The organism is Salinicoccus sp. Marseille-QA3875 (assembly GCF_054950095.1).
The window spans coordinates 2,122,473-2,136,435 of record NZ_CM143103.1; the positions used below are offsets into that span (position 1 = coordinate 2,122,473).

Sequence of the window (13,963 nt, forward strand, 5' to 3'; positions counted from 1 at the left end):
ACCCGATTTTAATCTCTTCATGCTATCATGGTGGTCTATAAGACGTATTTAAAATTCGAGGTAAAAAATGAAAATCAGGCTAATTATCATTATCATATGCATCACTCTGATGCTGACGGTAGTATCTATCATAGAAAGTTTCAACCACAATAGAACCGAGGACCCGAAACAGGCGGACGTCATTATCATGCTTGGCGGCGGTGACACGGGCAGGATGCAAAAAGCAGCGGAACTGTATCACGCAGGATATTCCGACTATGTCATCATCTCACCGGCGATGGATGAACATTACGCACAGTCCAAGCAGTTTGCGCTCGATCTCGGCATTCCGGAAGAAGCGATCATCGAAGAAGTTGCTGCAACCAGCACATACACCAATGCTACAGAAACACTGGCAATCATGGAAGACCGGAGTTTTCAAAGTGCATTGGTCACGACGAGTGACTACCATTTGAAGCGGTCGAAACTGATTCATGACCGGGTGAATAAAAACCGTTATGACGGTCTTTTCGATCTCACATACATCGCAGCACCGGGCGCAGACGGAGAACCGTGGCATGAACAGAGTTATGCGAAAAATATATGGTTCAGGGAATTTGTGAAGATGTGGGGTTACCGGCTGGGACTGTATCATTTGATCGATATACCTGATGATACGGATGCCAAGGTGTAGTCCTAAAATTAAAAAGACCCTGGATTCTGAGTTATATAAACTCAGAATCCAGAGTGTTTTATAATCATCTTAGCCACTTTTGTCGAGCATGGTAAGGCAATAATCTCTGCTGTTTAGTTAGTAACAATTTCCAGTCTATCTGCGCAGCAAATGGTTCAGCTTATGAAAAAGTAATTGAAGCTTTAGATTTTTGAATGAAAAAACATCAATAAAATTGAAGAAGCCTCGAATCTGGATTCAGATTCGAGGCTTCACTTTAAATTACTGGATTTTTTTCTTAAACAAACAACGCCTTAACTTCAAGGTAATCTTCCACACCGTACAGTCCGTTTTCACGTCCCAGGCCGGATTGTTTATAACCGCCGAATGGAGCATGTGGTGAACGATCTCCACCGTTGATGAAGACGTTGCCTGTCCTGATCTGTTTGCCGACTCTCATCGCCGAGTCAAAGTCAGGGCCTGTCACTGCACCGGATAAGCCGTAATCGACATCGTTCGCAAGTTCGATGGCTTCTTCTTCGCCGTCATATGGCACGACAACGAGGACGGGTCCGAAGATCTCTTCCTGTGCAATGGTCATGCTGTTCTTGATATTCGTAAATACTGTCGGCTCGACGTAGTAGCCGGTTCTGTCGACTTTGCCGCCGCCGACGAGCACTTCCGCACCTTCATCCTTACCTTTTTGGATATAGTCGAGCACTGTTTTCATCTGGTTTTCATCGACCAGCGGACCGATATCCGTATCATAATCGGTCGGATCGCCGATTTTCACATCTTTATAATACTTTTTGATCTTGTCATTCACTTCATCCAGCTGTTCTCTTGGAACGAGCAGGCGTGTCAGTGCCGAACAGCTCTGGCCCTGGTTGTTGATGACGGTTTGTGCCGCCTGATCGATGGCCTGATCCAGATCGCCGCCTTTAAGATAGACGAGCGGTGATTTACCGCCGAGTTCCAACACTAATTTTTTGATGTTTACTGCAGCACTTTCATACATCTTCTGGCCGACTGAAGTGGAACCTGTAAATGATACGACGGACACATCTTTATGCTTCGTCAAATAGTCGCCGAGATCGCCGCCGCTGCCTGTGACAACATTGAACACGCCGTCAGGCAGGCCAGCCTCATCCACGATTTCAGCGAGAAGCATCGCCGTGAGCGGTGTCAGGCTTGCCGGCTTGACAACTACAGTATTACCTGCAAGCAATGCCGGTGTCATCTTTCTCTGAATCTGGTTCAGCGGATAGTTCCAAGGTGTAATGCATGCAACGACGCCGAAACCTTCTTTCTGGATGACTGTGCCGTCGTCCAGCTCGTCTTCAAATTTGAAATTCTTTATATCTTCGAGTGTTGCACTCATTTCTTTCAATGATAAAGGGACTTGTCCCTCTTCTGAGAAAGTCTGCGAGTTGCCCAGTTCACTGACCATGATGTCAGCGAGTTCCTGGCTTTTCGCTTCGATGCCTTCCATTATCTTTCTGACATATTCCGCTCTTTTTTCCGGAGAAGTTTTATTCCATTCCGGGAATGCATTTTTCGCAGCTTCGACCGCATTATCCACATCGTTATGGCTGCCTTTTGGAACTTTTGCGATGATTTCCTCAGTCGCAGGGTTCTCCACTTCGCTGAATTCGCCGGAATCGGAATTCTGCCATTTGCCGTTGTAGTAAATTTGATACTCTTTCACAAAAATCTCCTCCTGAATTTATATAATAAAAGTCGTTATCACTTTAATAGCGTCTTCTTATTAAGTGTACCCTTTGTCTGTTTTTAAAAAACATGTCCGGCACTAAAGCCGACAACCGCAGCAACGATTCCTGCCGCAACAGAGGTGAGTACATAACTTACAGCTGACTTTACTTTACTCTGTCTGAACAAATGAATCGTTTCAAAGCTGAAAGTGGAGAAAGTCGTATATGCGCCGCAAAATCCGGCACCGCCGAACAGCCACAGCCATTCACTGATTTGATCGGATAAATGAAGCTGGGCCAGAAAACCTAATAAAAATGAGCCGGTAATGTTGATCACCCAAGTCCATATGGGAAAACCATACCGGTTTTGTATATTACCAAGCATGAATCTCGCTAAGGCGCCTAAAGCGCCGCCTGTCCCAACCAGGAAAATCATATGCTGTCACCCCGTCTTTTCATTGGTGAGGCCAATTTATAACCTATGTAAGTCATCAACAGCCCAATTATTATAGAAACTGCCACATATATCATTGCCTGAAGTAAAAATCCTTGGCTGAATAAAGTCAAAGTTTCAACAGTGAAAGTGGAAAATGTTGTAAAGGAGCCGATGAATCCGGTGCCTATAATCAAAGCATATTCTGGTCTGATATTTGTCTTCCGGCTGATATATGTAAGAAGCCATCCAAGGGCGAAACAACCGGCCAGATTGACGAAGAGAGTCGGGAACGGAAAACCACCCGCCGTATGAAACCACTCACTGACAGCAAATCTGGAGATGGTGCCAAAGAAACCGCCGACCATCACGAATAAGTATTTCATTTTAATTCCCCTTTCCCACTTCTATACATTATAATTTTGTTATGTTTATTGATTAATTTCAATACGTATAAGGAATATTATTATAGTACCAGAATGCATTCGGTTTAAACGAGGACTTTATATAAATAACTGAATAAGTACTTTGATGATATCGAGCTTCCGAAAATAATCGAGGAAGTTTTGTCATATAAATATGAGCTGGACAATGAAAAGATCAGTTTTATAGACGGTTCCAATAAATTTCTGAGGGAACACGAAGACTATGAAACTGATAAAGGAAAAGAAGCCTACTGTCCACATGCTTGATGGAATTCACATGTGTCGGAGTCTGCATTCTATTGTCATAAAGCTTTTATACTACTACAAAAGAAAGTAAAGATATTACCAATCTCCAACAAAAAGGACCGGTTTTATTTCCTTCAATTATATATGCATATCACCTGTAGTTTAGGGTAGAGAGGGGTAATACATAAATTAAGGGAGTGTTCGAATGGATTCTAATATGCCGGAAGATAAGGGGTTCGATCAGACGCTGAATGTTCTGAAAGAGGGTTATGATTTTGTGATGAGCCGGAATAAAGCGCTTGGGTCCTATGTGTTCGAAACGCGCATTTTGGGTGAGAAGACGATTTGTCTCACCGGAAGCAGGGCGGCTGAACTGTTTTACGATCATACGCGTTTCAGACGGAGTGATGCGGCGCCAAAGCGTGTAGAGAAGACGCTGTTCGGTGAAGGCGGCGTGCAGGGTCTGGACGGTGAAGCGCATAGGCACCGGAAGGCGATGTTCATGGGGCTGATGGGGCCGGATGAAATGACGGAGATCGGCAATATGACAAAGAAATACTGGAAAGAGTATTTTGAAAAACGTGACCCGGATGAGCCGGTTGAGCTGTATGAGGCGACGAAAATTGTATTCCTCAATGTTGCGTGTGAATGGGCAGGTGTGAGTCTTTTTGGTGAGGATGTTGAAGCGCGTGCGGCTGAGATTTCCGACTTGTACGAATCACCGGCGGCACTTGGTTTACAGCACTGGCGCGGCAGACGGTCGCGGTCGAAGGCTGAGGACTGGATTGGCGGCGCAGTGAAAGATGTGCGTGCGGGGAAGATTGAAGCGGATTCCGGCCGTGCGTTATATCAGTTTGCCTGGCACAGGGATCTTGCCGGTGAGCTGCTGGATGAGGATATTGTGACGGTGGAGCTGCTCAATCTGGTCCGTCCGATGAATGCGAACAGTGTATGGGTTGCGATGATCGGCCTTGCGTTGAATGAGCACCAAGCGGAAGCGAGGAAGCTGAAAGATGCGGATTCAGAGCAGATGGAGTGGTTCATCCAGGAAGTACGGCGTTATTATCCATTCTTTCCATTTGCTGTTGCGAGAGTCGATATGGATTTCGAGTGGGAAGGATATACGTTTAAGGAAGGTAGGCTGACTTTATTGGATTTATATGGTACGAACAGACACCCTGATGATTGGGTGGACCCGGAGGTGTTCATGCCCGAACGCTTTGACGGATGGCAGCAGACGCCATTCAACTTTGTGCCGCAGGGCGGCGGCAGTTATGATTTCGGCCACAGATGTGCGGGCGAGTTCATAACCATTGTGATGATCCGGGAAACTTTGAACTTTCTGGTCAATGATCTCACGTTCGAATTCCCGCCGCAGGACTTCGGGTTCGAGTTCAATGATATCCCCGCCGTGCCGAATGATAAGATTCGGATAGAGAACTTCATGCTGAAATGAATGTAGCAGTAAAAGCTTGATATATAGACATAAACACGGCCTGGAAAGCTGTGTTTTTTTAATCAGAGAGCGATGTCAGGCTTATAGTGCGGGGTCGTTTCATATGGGGACGGTTTTTATTTAATGAATGATGTTAGAGGGTATATGGATATTAAGTAATTTAAAAGGAGTGGGAATGATGGTTTCAATCTATTTCGCGACGAAAGATAAGATATATAAAGCAGCGGGGGAAGAAGACCGTTGGACGCTTGAGACGATTGAAGGGCCGGAGGAGATCAGAAGCATTGCGTTTGATGAGATTTCGAACCGGCTTTTTGCTGGGACTTTCAATGATGGTTTGCTTGGCAGTGATGATGATGGCGAATCGTGGCAGCGGCTCGGTGAAGATGCCCTTAATAAGCGGGTGATGAGTATTGCGGTGAGTAAGACGGAGCAGCTTGGCGAGTTCAGTGTGATATGGGCAGGGACGGAGCCGAGCATGTTGTACCGGAGTGAGAACGGCGGCATGACGTGGACGGAATCACCGGCACTGCTCGATCTGCCTTCCGAGCCGGAGTGGAGTTTTCCGCCGCGGCCTGAGACGCATCACGTGCGGACGATCCAGCCAGATCTGCATGACACGTATAGGATTTTTGTCGGCATCGAGCTCGGCGGGGTGATGCGGAGTTTAGATAGCGGTGCCTCGTGGGAGGACCGGAAGCCCGGGTCTCATCATGACAGCCATTCGATTAAAGCGCACCCTTTTGTGCGCGGCCGGATCTATGAAGCTGCCGGTGAAGGATTTGCCGAGAGTATGGACGGCGGAGATTCATGGGCTAAATTTAATGACGGGCTCGGTGATTACACTTACATGGTGGATGTTGCTGCTGATCCGGGTGATGCAGATACGATGATCGCTTCCGTTGCAAAAGGGCCTTATGAAGCGTATATGCCGGAACGCGCAAATACCCGGTTGGTGCGCAGGACCGGCGGTGGAGACTGGACGTTTATCGATGAAGGATTGCCTGCGGCCGGCGGTTCATCAGTGTTTGCGCTATTGACAGACTCCGGACAGTCCGGCGTGTTTTATGCCGTGAATAATCTTGGAATTTATATATCGGAAGATGCGGGGGTTTCATTTGAGAAAGTGAATATCGAGTGGCCTGACGAAGTGTTGGAATCGCGGGTGCTTGATGCGGTGCTGGTGAAGTAGAAGGAAATATATATTAGGAGATACAACAGACCGTCCCGGGGCATGGGACGGTCTGCTGTGACTTTAACGGATCATCCGGCATTCGGGGAAGGACCGTTGGCAGTCTAACAGCTCATCCCGCTCCACGGGACGGACCGATAAGGTTATATCTGTTCAATCATCTCTTTATTCTTGCGGGCGAAGGCTTCATTATGGCTGGAGACGATGGCCTCATCCGGGGCTTCGCCGCCTGAGATGTAAGTTTTGGCAAAGTTTGCGGCCATGGCGGCTTCGGGGAAGCAGCTGGCGATGAGGTGGACGCGGTTGTCGTAAGTGATCTGGTCGCCGCACGCGAACAGGCCGGGGATGCCGGTTTCAACGGTGTTGACGGTCTCGATCATCTGATAGTCGTTCATTGGAATGTGCTCTTTGAGTTTTCCGATGAATTCGCTGTTGGCGTCGAACCCGTGATTGATGACGACGGCGTCTGTCGAAATTTCTGTACCGTCTGACAGCTGAACGCTTCTTATTTTATCTTCATCATCATTCGGAATGAGCGTATCGATTGATGCACCTTTGATGACACGGATATTGTCTTTATCCAGTTTGTCGACCATGGCTTCATGGCCTCTCAGCTCGCTTTTACGGCAGACGAGCGTAATGGAATTTGCGATGCCGCTTAAATCATGTGCCCAGTCGACCGCCGTATTACCGCCGCCGGAGATCAGTACATCTTTATCCTTGAACGATTTCAAGTCTTTCACAGTGTAATATAAATTCGACATTTCAAATTTTTCGGCGCCTGAAATATTGAGTTTGACGGGTGAATAAATACCGAGGCCAGTCGCAATGATGACGGATTTCGCTCTGAACTGTCCGTTTGTCGTACTCGCGATAAACTGTCCCTCTTCTTTTATGATGTCTTCGCATGTTGTGCTAGTGGAAATATCCGGATTAAACGTATATGCCTGTTCAATCAGCTGTTCTGCGATTTTATCGCCGGTATTTGCAGGCATGCCGCCGATATCCCAGACGAATTTTTCCCTGTATATATTGAGCTTTCCGCCGAGTGATGCATGATGCTCTATCAATTTGACCGACATCCCGCGGAGCCCTGCGTAAAATGCAGCATATAGGCCTGCCGGTCCGCCGCCGATAATAAGCGTGTCATAAGATTTCATAAATAATTCCCCTTTATGATTGTAAATTCATTTAATATGTTTTATTATAACTACATTGATAATGATTATCAATTGATAATTGTGAGCGATAAAAAATCAAAGGTGGATTACATATGAATAAGTACCGGTTTTTATTTTTAAGTATGGTTTTAGCAATTTTTTTAGCGGGCTGCGGCAACTCTCAGAGCAGTGAAGAATCTGAAGAAGTGGCGATGAAGGAATATACGACGGATGCGGGGGAGACGATTGAGATTCCAAAAGATCCGCAGCGGATTGTGGTGATGGCGACGAGTTATTTCGGCAATTTCAAGCAGCTGGATGCGAATATGGTCGGTGCGCATTCGGTCGTCACTGAAAGTGAAGTGCTTGAGCCGCTGACTGAAGATGTCGAGATGGTTGAAGAGGGGAATATCGAGCAGATTATGGCGCTGGATCCGGATCTGATCATCGCGTTTTCAACGGATGAGAATCTGGAGAAGTTTGAATCTGTGGCACCGACGATTCCGGTACAGTATGAGAAATGGAGTTATCTCGATATTCACGAGGAATTCGGTAAGATCATCGGCAAAGAAGATGAAGCGGCTGAGTGGGTAAATGAATGGGAAACGGCGCTCGAAGAAGATAAGACGTCCGTGGAAGAAGCGGTCGGCACGGACGTGACTGCAAGCGTGGTTGAACAGTATGCGAAAGATATTTATGTGTACGGGACCAATTGGGGCCGCGGCACGGAGATTATTTATCAGGGCCTTGGTTTAGGTGTACCTGAAGCGGTGGAATACGAAGTGGTGGAAACGGGATGGAAAAATATTTCTGCTGAAGAGGTCGGCAAGTTCGCGGGCGACTTCATGTTTGTCGGTACCGGCGACTCCGGTGCGGATAATGCATACCGGGAAACGAATGTATGGAAAGATCTTGATGCGGTGAAAAATGACCGTGTGATCGAGTTTGAATCACCGGTGTTCTATTATAATGACCCGTATTCACTGGAACACCAGAGAGAGATCATAGTCGGTGCGCTGACAGAATAAATTAAAGCAGGTGGTAATATGACGAGCGTCAAAATGCAGGACGTGGATCTTCATATCGATAAGAAGAAAATTTTGAACAATATAAATGTGGAACTGCTGTCGGGAAAAATTACGACGATCATCGGGCCGAACGGCTGCGGCAAGTCGACGATGCTGAAGACGGTTTCGAACATCCTTCATGTGGACGGCGGGGCGGTGTACATCAACGACCTCGATATCCGTCAGATGAAATCGAAGCAGCTGGCGCAGAAGGTGAGTATATTATCCCAGCGAAACCGTCTGCAGTATGATCTGAAAGTGATGGATCTTGTCAGTTTCAGCAGATATCCCTATTTGAAAAGGTTCCAGGGTTTGAAGCCCGATGACTACAAGATCATCCACTGGGCGCTCGAGGAGACAGGTGCGGATCAGTTCAAGGACCGCATGATGAGCGAGCTGTCCGGTGGCCAGGCACAGCGGGTGTGGATCAGTCTCCTGCTTGCGCAGGGTGCAGACGTGCTGCTTTTGGATGAACCGACGACGTACCTCGATATCCACCACCAGCTGGAAACACTGAACATCATCCAGCGTCTGAACCGGAAGACAAAACAGACCGTCGTCATGGTCCTCCACGATATTAACCAGGCGATTAAATATTCCGACCATATCGTCGTAATGAACGAAGGTCGGGTAATAAAGACCGGTACACCGTCTGAAGTGTTGACGAATGAAGTGTTGAACGAAGTGTTCAATATCAACGGCAAAATCATGACGGACCCTGTGAGCGGGAAACCGGTGCTGTCGGACTACGAACTTTTCTGTCATACGGTCGGCGGCAGTGATGTGGCTTACAATGAAAAATAAGTGGTTATTGATGCCTGTTTTTATAGCGGGCATCATTCTTTCGTTTACGGCTGCGATGATGTTCGGCGTTGAAAATTATACTGTCGGACAGGTATTTTCGAGTGTTTTTAATTATGAAGCCGGGGATTCCGTGTCGCAGATTTTGTATGAAATCCGTCTGCCGCGGGTCATTGCAGCATTCCTTGCGGGTCTCATGATCAGTATTGCGGGACTCATCATGCAGACGGTGACGCACAATGATTTAAGTGAGCCGAGCATTCTCGGAATCAATGCCGGGGCGAACTTTTTCATCGTCATCGGGGCACTGCTGATTCCGACGCTGTCATTTGTCGGCATGGTCATCGGCGGTTTTATCGGCGGGATGCTTGTCGGCTTCATCATTCTATTCGTCACGCGGTTCAAGTCGCCTATACATCTGATTTTGGCCGGGGCGGGGATTTCTTTATTCCTCTATGCTTTGACGGACTTTTTCGTCATTACGAATAATCTTGGGCAGTATGTCGCATTCTTTACGAGCGGCGGTGCGGCCGGTGTGTCGCTCGGTCAGATTATGATTATTGCACCTTTTGCGTTTGTCGTCATCGGGGTGCTGTACTTTTTGGCGAAAGAACTGGATATATTTCTGGTCGGGGATGAGATGTCGGCGTCACTCGGTCAGAAAAATGTGCTGTATCAGATCATTTCACTCGTGTGCGCGATCATGCTTGCGAGCATGAGTGTGGCGATTGTCGGCAACATCGTATTTTTAGGACTGCTTGTGCCGCATATCGTGAAAATGACGGTCGGCTATATGCATAAGTACACGATTCTTTACACGGGACTTCTCGGCGGGTCGCTGTTCATGTTGTCGGACATGGTGGCGAGGATGCTGAACGAGACGCCGGTCAATGCGGTTATTTCGATGATCGGACTGCCGTTCTTCATATACATCATCAGACAGAGAGGGCGTCAATATGCGTAATCCAGTTAAATTCATCATTATTTTTACGCTGCTTGCTGCCGTCATGCTGGCGACATTGTTTACGGGTACTTACAGTCTGACGTTCGGTGATATTATGTCTCTCTTAACTTTCAGTGCTGCTGACGACGTTGAGCTCGTGTTTTATGAATTCCGTATGCCACGCATGCTGATTACGATCATCTGCGGCGCGGCGCTGGCACTGAGCGGACTGATTTTACAAGTTTTGAGCCGCAATCCTTTGGCCGACCCGGGCATTATCGGAGTCAATGCCGGCAGTGGATTCGGTGTCGTGCTGTTCATCATGTTCGTCAGCGGTACTGGAACGATGAATCTGTACTCACTGCCGCTGATGAGTTTTACCGGCGGGCTGCTCACAGTGCTCATCGTATTCTTCCTGTCGTTTATCGGCGGACGCTTCAACAGCAACATCTTCATCCTGATCGGCATCGCGACCGCGATGGGTGTGACCGGCTTCCTCTACGTCTTCACATCGACGTTCGACGACAGCCAGATGACGATGCTGAACCGGTATCTCGCCGGCAACATATGGGGCGACTCTTGGGCATTCGTCATCGCCATCCTGCCGTACATTATTTTGGTTTCGGTGTTCGTCTGGATGAAGATCAATGAAATGTCGATGCTCAATTTGGAAGATGAAAACCTTTCAGCCCTTGGGATGAACGTCAACTTTGAAAAGATTGTTCTGATTATTTGTGCGGCACTCCTGTCGAGCGTCGCGGTCAGTGTCGCAGGCGCAATCAGCTTTATCGGTCTGATTGCCCCGCATATTGCCCGGCTTTTATTTCCCCGGAATATGAAATTGATCTTTCTAGGGACGGTGGGAATCGGAGCGCTGCTCTTGAGCGCAGCGGACCTGGCCGGCAAGCTGCTGCTCGCACCTGCGGTGATCCCGGCAGGCATTGTGGTCGCGCTCATCGGCGGACCGTACTTTATTTACCTGCTTATGACAGCGAGAAAAGTTTAGTCTTTTCCGCTGTTTTTTATGGAAACGGTTATAATTTGTTTAAATGTGGGTATAATAAGTTATTGAAATGAAAATAGGAGTGAAATTATGGCAGGAACGAAGAACCTCGAACGTCAGGAACTTGACAGCACGATGTCAAAACGTTTTATATGGGCGGTCGCTTACGGCTCATCCATCGGGTGGGGCGCATTCATATTACCCGGCGACTGGCTGGCATCATCCGGTACGCTCGGCGCGACACTCGGAATTACGATCGGCGGTCTGTTGATGCTGATCATCGCGGTGGCATACGGGGCATTGACGGCAAAATTCCCGGTCTCAGGCGGTGAATTCGCATTTACGTATGCCGGGTTCGGAAAGTATTTCAGTTTTATCGCATCATGGTTTTTAGTGCTCGGTTACATATGTATTGTTGCGCTGAATGCCAGCGCGTTCAGTCTTTTATTTAAATTTGTACTGCCCGATGTACTTGAAGTCGGCTATCTGTATACGATTGCCGGCTGGGATGTCTACATCATGGAAGTCATATTATCTACAGCCGTACTGGTGATTTTCGCGTATATCTCGTCCAAGGGATCGGGATTATCCGGTAATCTGCAGTTCATATTCTGTTTATTCATGGGACTGGTTGTTGCGGGACTTTTCGCGACATCGTTCTTTGTCGGTGACTTTTCATTTGAAAACGCACAGCCGGTGTTCAATGCGGAAAACGGTGTATGGACGTCGATCATCCTGATCGTTGCGATTGCTCCGTGGATGTATGTCGGATTCGACAATATTCCGCAGGCGGCGGAAGAATTCAAATTTCCGGCAGATAAGACGTTCAAACTGATTGTCTTCGGTATCATCGCCTCAATCTTGACGTATGTCGCAATGATTTTGATTACATCATGGATCTTTGCTGACCAGAATGCGATCGACGGCGCGATGTGGGTGACAGGCTCCGTCGTCCAGACATCGATGGGTACAATCGGCATGATTCTTTTGGCTTTCGCGATCACATTCGGTGTATTTACAGGGCTGAACGGATTTTATCTGTCATCATCCCGTCTGATATTCGCTTTGGGGCGTGCGAACTTCGTTCCGGCAATATTTGCCAAGATCCACCCGAAAAATAAAACGCCTTATGTCGCTGTATGGTTCGTCATGATTGTGACACTGGCAGCGCCGTGGCTCGGACGCACTGCACTGAACTGGATCGTGGACATGTCCTCGGTCGGTGTATCCGTAGCGTTCCTCGCAACGAGCCTGGTCGCAGTTAAATTCTTCAGCAAAGGTGCTGAGAAAAATATGGTCTACGTCGTGTTCGGCGTACTCGGTGCAATCATTTCAGTGGTATTTCTTGTGTTACTGCTGTTCCCGGGGTCGCCTGCAGCACTGACGATGCCATCACTGATTGCACTCGGTGCCTGGATCGTACTCGGAATCATATTCTTCATGACACAATTTAAAAAGATCAACTCGATGACAAAAGAAGAGCTGGACTACCTCATATTGAGACAAGGTAACGGCGATAAGATCGAGTAGGATAAGGCAGGCATCTCTTGTGAGATGCCTGTTTTTTTAGTGCAGAAAGGACTTCATCGGAGCCTCGATTGTGATTCGAAGAAGCGATAGCGCTCCATCGGAGCCTCGATTGTGATACGAGGCGGTGATAGGCTTCCAACGGAGCTTCGTTTGTGAATCGAGGCGGTGATAGGCTTCCAACGGAGCTTCGTTTGTGATACGAGGCGGCGATAGGCCGCTAACAATCAAAGAAACAGTCAATCATTCAACGATGATTGACTGTTTCTTTTCGCAGCAGACTTGGTTGCGGCCGAGTTTTTTGGCTATGTATAGATGTTCGTCGGCGAGGGCATATAAGTCATCGATGGAATCGGCCTGGCTAGGATAGCCGGCGACGCCGATGGAGATGGTGATTTTCAATATTTCATCTCCGATTATGATGTCCAAAGACTCGATGGATGCACGGATTTTTTCGGCAATGGATGTTGCCGTGTCCAATGTCTGGTCTCTTAATATGAGGGCGAATTCCTCGCCGCCTGTTCTTGCAACCGTCTCTTTTTCTGAACAGACGTCTCTCAGTGCAGCGGCGGTTTCTTTCAGAACGAGGTCGCCGACAGGGTGGCCGTGCACATCATTGATTTTTTTAAAATAATCGATATCTATCATCAACATAGACACCTCAGACCCCGGGTCCAGCTGATTGATTGTTTCCTCGAATGAGCGGCGGTTGGGCAGTCCGGTGAGGCTGTCATGGGTCGCTTCCATCGCCAGACGCTTATAGAGACGCACGTAATTTTGCTGGTAGCGGATGATGCCGATGGCCACTAACAGGCTGATTGTCGTCAGTCCAAGGTATATCAAAGCCGTCGTCACTGCGAAGTTCAATTCATTGCTGATGACATAGATGTTAAGGAAGAACATCAAAGATAGTATGAAAAGGGCAACGACGCCTTTTGTATGGATTTTGTAATCTTTGATGAATATATCCACGACAATAAAAACCAGACTGACCAATATGTAAACTTCCAATGAAAATGTCGGATCTGTATAAGTGAAAGCATAAGTCCATATACCTAACAAGGTATATCCGATCATAAAAGCCATGATGCCGCTGTAGAGAAGGCAGACGAGAAGTGCAGTGACTGCCAGCCCGAAGTTGATGTCAAAACTTGTTTCGATCGCATAGAAGCTTAAGATGACCGCCATCACTGCACTCACTGCACCGCTCACAATTTTTTCCCGGATGCTGTTTTTGAGGGCAAGCCCCATCATCAATTTGGCCTGATAATATATGTAGTGGATTGCAATCAGGACACAGATGAGTGTGAACATCTGAAACAACACAAGACAGAACCTCCTTAAAA

Annotated in this window: 14 protein-coding genes; 9 read left to right on the forward strand and 5 right to left on the reverse strand. The window is 47.5% G+C overall.

Annotated elements, in window-relative coordinates; all coding sequences use genetic code 11:
- Positions 1–67 precede the first annotated feature (67 nt).
- The gene (locus ACY8DT_RS10820) at positions 68–673 is read left to right on the forward strand and encodes a YdcF family protein (RefSeq protein WP_462420319.1); all 606 of its coding nucleotides are present in this window, start codon (positions 68–70) and stop codon (positions 671–673) included.
- A gap of 277 nt (positions 674–950) precedes the next feature.
- On the opposite strand, the gene ACY8DT_RS10825 is transcribed toward ACY8DT_RS10820, so the two are convergent.
- From ACY8DT_RS10825 to crcB (ACY8DT_RS10835), 3 genes are all read right to left on the reverse strand, one after another.
- On the reverse strand, positions 951–2,360 hold the full coding sequence (locus tag ACY8DT_RS10825; protein WP_462420320.1) for an aldehyde dehydrogenase family protein: 1,410 nt from the start codon (positions 2,358–2,360) through the stop codon (positions 951–953).
- 83 nt (positions 2,361–2,443) lie between these two features.
- Positions 2,444–2,800, reverse strand: coding sequence for a fluoride efflux transporter CrcB (crcB, locus tag ACY8DT_RS10830; protein WP_462420321.1), 357 nt, complete (start codon positions 2,798–2,800; stop codon positions 2,444–2,446).
- Positions 2,797–3,183, reverse strand: coding sequence for a fluoride efflux transporter CrcB (crcB, locus tag ACY8DT_RS10835; protein WP_462420322.1), 387 nt, complete (start codon positions 3,181–3,183; stop codon positions 2,797–2,799). The genes crcB (ACY8DT_RS10830) and crcB (ACY8DT_RS10835) overlap by 4 nt, the downstream gene beginning before the upstream one ends.
- Before the next feature lie 180 nt (positions 3,184–3,363).
- Here crcB (ACY8DT_RS10835) and ACY8DT_RS10840 point away from each other — a divergent pair, with 180 nt between their 5' ends.
- The 3 genes from ACY8DT_RS10840 (at position 3,364) to ACY8DT_RS10850 (ending at position 6,116) form a co-directional block, all read left to right on the forward strand.
- A complete protein-coding gene (locus ACY8DT_RS10840; RefSeq protein WP_462420323.1) occupies positions 3,364–3,489 on the forward strand; it encodes a hypothetical protein in 126 nt (41 codons plus the stop codon).
- Positions 3,490–3,673: 184 nt separating this feature from the next.
- Positions 3,674–4,924 carry a cytochrome P450 gene (locus ACY8DT_RS10845; RefSeq protein ID WP_462420324.1) on the forward strand — a complete coding sequence of 417 codons (1,251 nt, stop codon included), beginning with the start codon at positions 3,674–3,676 and terminating at the stop codon, positions 4,922–4,924.
- A 178-nt stretch (positions 4,925–5,102) separates the two neighbouring features.
- Positions 5,103–6,116 carry a WD40/YVTN/BNR-like repeat-containing protein gene (locus ACY8DT_RS10850; RefSeq protein ID WP_462420325.1) on the forward strand — a complete coding sequence of 338 codons (1,014 nt, stop codon included), beginning with the start codon at positions 5,103–5,105 and terminating at the stop codon, positions 6,114–6,116.
- A 143-nt stretch (positions 6,117–6,259) separates the two neighbouring features.
- On the opposite strand, the gene ACY8DT_RS10855 is transcribed toward ACY8DT_RS10850, so the two are convergent.
- Positions 6,260–7,276: an NAD(P)/FAD-dependent oxidoreductase gene (locus tag ACY8DT_RS10855; RefSeq protein ID WP_462420326.1), complete on the reverse strand. Its 1,017-nt coding sequence runs from the start codon at positions 7,274–7,276 to the stop codon at positions 6,260–6,262.
- A 113-nt stretch (positions 7,277–7,389) separates the two neighbouring features.
- On the opposite strand from ACY8DT_RS10855, the gene ACY8DT_RS10860 reads away from it, so the two are divergent.
- The 5 genes from ACY8DT_RS10860 to ACY8DT_RS10880 all read left to right on the forward strand — a co-directional run bounded on the left by ACY8DT_RS10860 (position 7,390) and on the right by ACY8DT_RS10880 (position 12,620).
- Positions 7,390–8,304 carry an ABC transporter substrate-binding protein gene (locus tag ACY8DT_RS10860; RefSeq protein ID WP_462420327.1) on the forward strand — a complete coding sequence of 305 codons (915 nt, stop codon included), beginning with the start codon at positions 7,390–7,392 and terminating at the stop codon, positions 8,302–8,304.
- Positions 8,305–8,322: 18 nt separating this feature from the next.
- Positions 8,323–9,147 carry an ABC transporter ATP-binding protein gene (locus ACY8DT_RS10865; RefSeq protein WP_462420328.1) on the forward strand — a complete coding sequence of 275 codons (825 nt, stop codon included), beginning with the start codon at positions 8,323–8,325 and terminating at the stop codon, positions 9,145–9,147.
- A complete protein-coding gene (locus tag ACY8DT_RS10870) occupies positions 9,137–10,108 on the forward strand; it encodes a FecCD family ABC transporter permease (RefSeq protein WP_462420329.1) in 972 nt (323 codons plus the stop codon). The genes ACY8DT_RS10865 and ACY8DT_RS10870 overlap by 11 nt, the downstream gene beginning before the upstream one ends.
- A complete protein-coding gene (locus ACY8DT_RS10875; RefSeq protein WP_462420330.1) occupies positions 10,101–11,093 on the forward strand; it encodes a FecCD family ABC transporter permease in 993 nt (330 codons plus the stop codon). The genes ACY8DT_RS10870 and ACY8DT_RS10875 overlap by 8 nt, the downstream gene beginning before the upstream one ends.
- Positions 11,094–11,180: 87 nt before the next feature.
- A complete protein-coding gene (locus ACY8DT_RS10880) occupies positions 11,181–12,620 on the forward strand; it encodes an APC family permease (RefSeq protein WP_462420331.1) in 1,440 nt (479 codons plus the stop codon).
- A gap of 240 nt (positions 12,621–12,860) precedes the next feature.
- Here the strand turns inward: ACY8DT_RS10880 and ACY8DT_RS10885 are convergent, their stop codons facing one another.
- Positions 12,861–13,943, reverse strand: coding sequence for a GGDEF domain-containing protein (locus ACY8DT_RS10885; RefSeq protein WP_462420332.1), 1,083 nt, complete (start codon positions 13,941–13,943; stop codon positions 12,861–12,863).
- Positions 13,944–13,963: the final 20 nt, after the last annotated feature.

Coding starts and splice junctions, on each gene's coding strand:
- ACY8DT_RS10820 (WP_462420319.1), top strand. CDS start 68: ATGAAAATCAGGCTAATTATCATTATCATATGCATCACTCTGATGCTG.
- crcB (WP_462420321.1), bottom strand. CDS start 2,800: ATGATTTTCCTGGTTGGGACAGGCGGCGCTTTAGGCGCCTTAGCGAGA.
- crcB (WP_462420322.1), bottom strand. CDS start 3,183: ATGAAATACTTATTCGTGATGGTCGGCGGTTTCTTTGGCACCATCTCC.
- ACY8DT_RS10845 (WP_462420324.1), top strand. CDS start 3,674: ATGGATTCTAATATGCCGGAAGATAAGGGGTTCGATCAGACGCTGAAT.
- ACY8DT_RS10850 (WP_462420325.1), top strand. CDS start 5,103: ATGGTTTCAATCTATTTCGCGACGAAAGATAAGATATATAAAGCAGCG.
- ACY8DT_RS10855 (WP_462420326.1), bottom strand. CDS start 7,276: ATGAAATCTTATGACACGCTTATTATCGGCGGCGGACCGGCAGGCCTA.
- ACY8DT_RS10860 (WP_462420327.1), top strand. CDS start 7,390: ATGAATAAGTACCGGTTTTTATTTTTAAGTATGGTTTTAGCAATTTTT.
- ACY8DT_RS10865 (WP_462420328.1), top strand. CDS start 8,323: ATGACGAGCGTCAAAATGCAGGACGTGGATCTTCATATCGATAAGAAG.
- ACY8DT_RS10870 (WP_462420329.1), top strand. CDS start 9,137: ATGAAAAATAAGTGGTTATTGATGCCTGTTTTTATAGCGGGCATCATT.
- ACY8DT_RS10875 (WP_462420330.1), top strand. CDS start 10,101: ATGCGTAATCCAGTTAAATTCATCATTATTTTTACGCTGCTTGCTGCC.
- ACY8DT_RS10880 (WP_462420331.1), top strand. CDS start 11,181: ATGGCAGGAACGAAGAACCTCGAACGTCAGGAACTTGACAGCACGATG.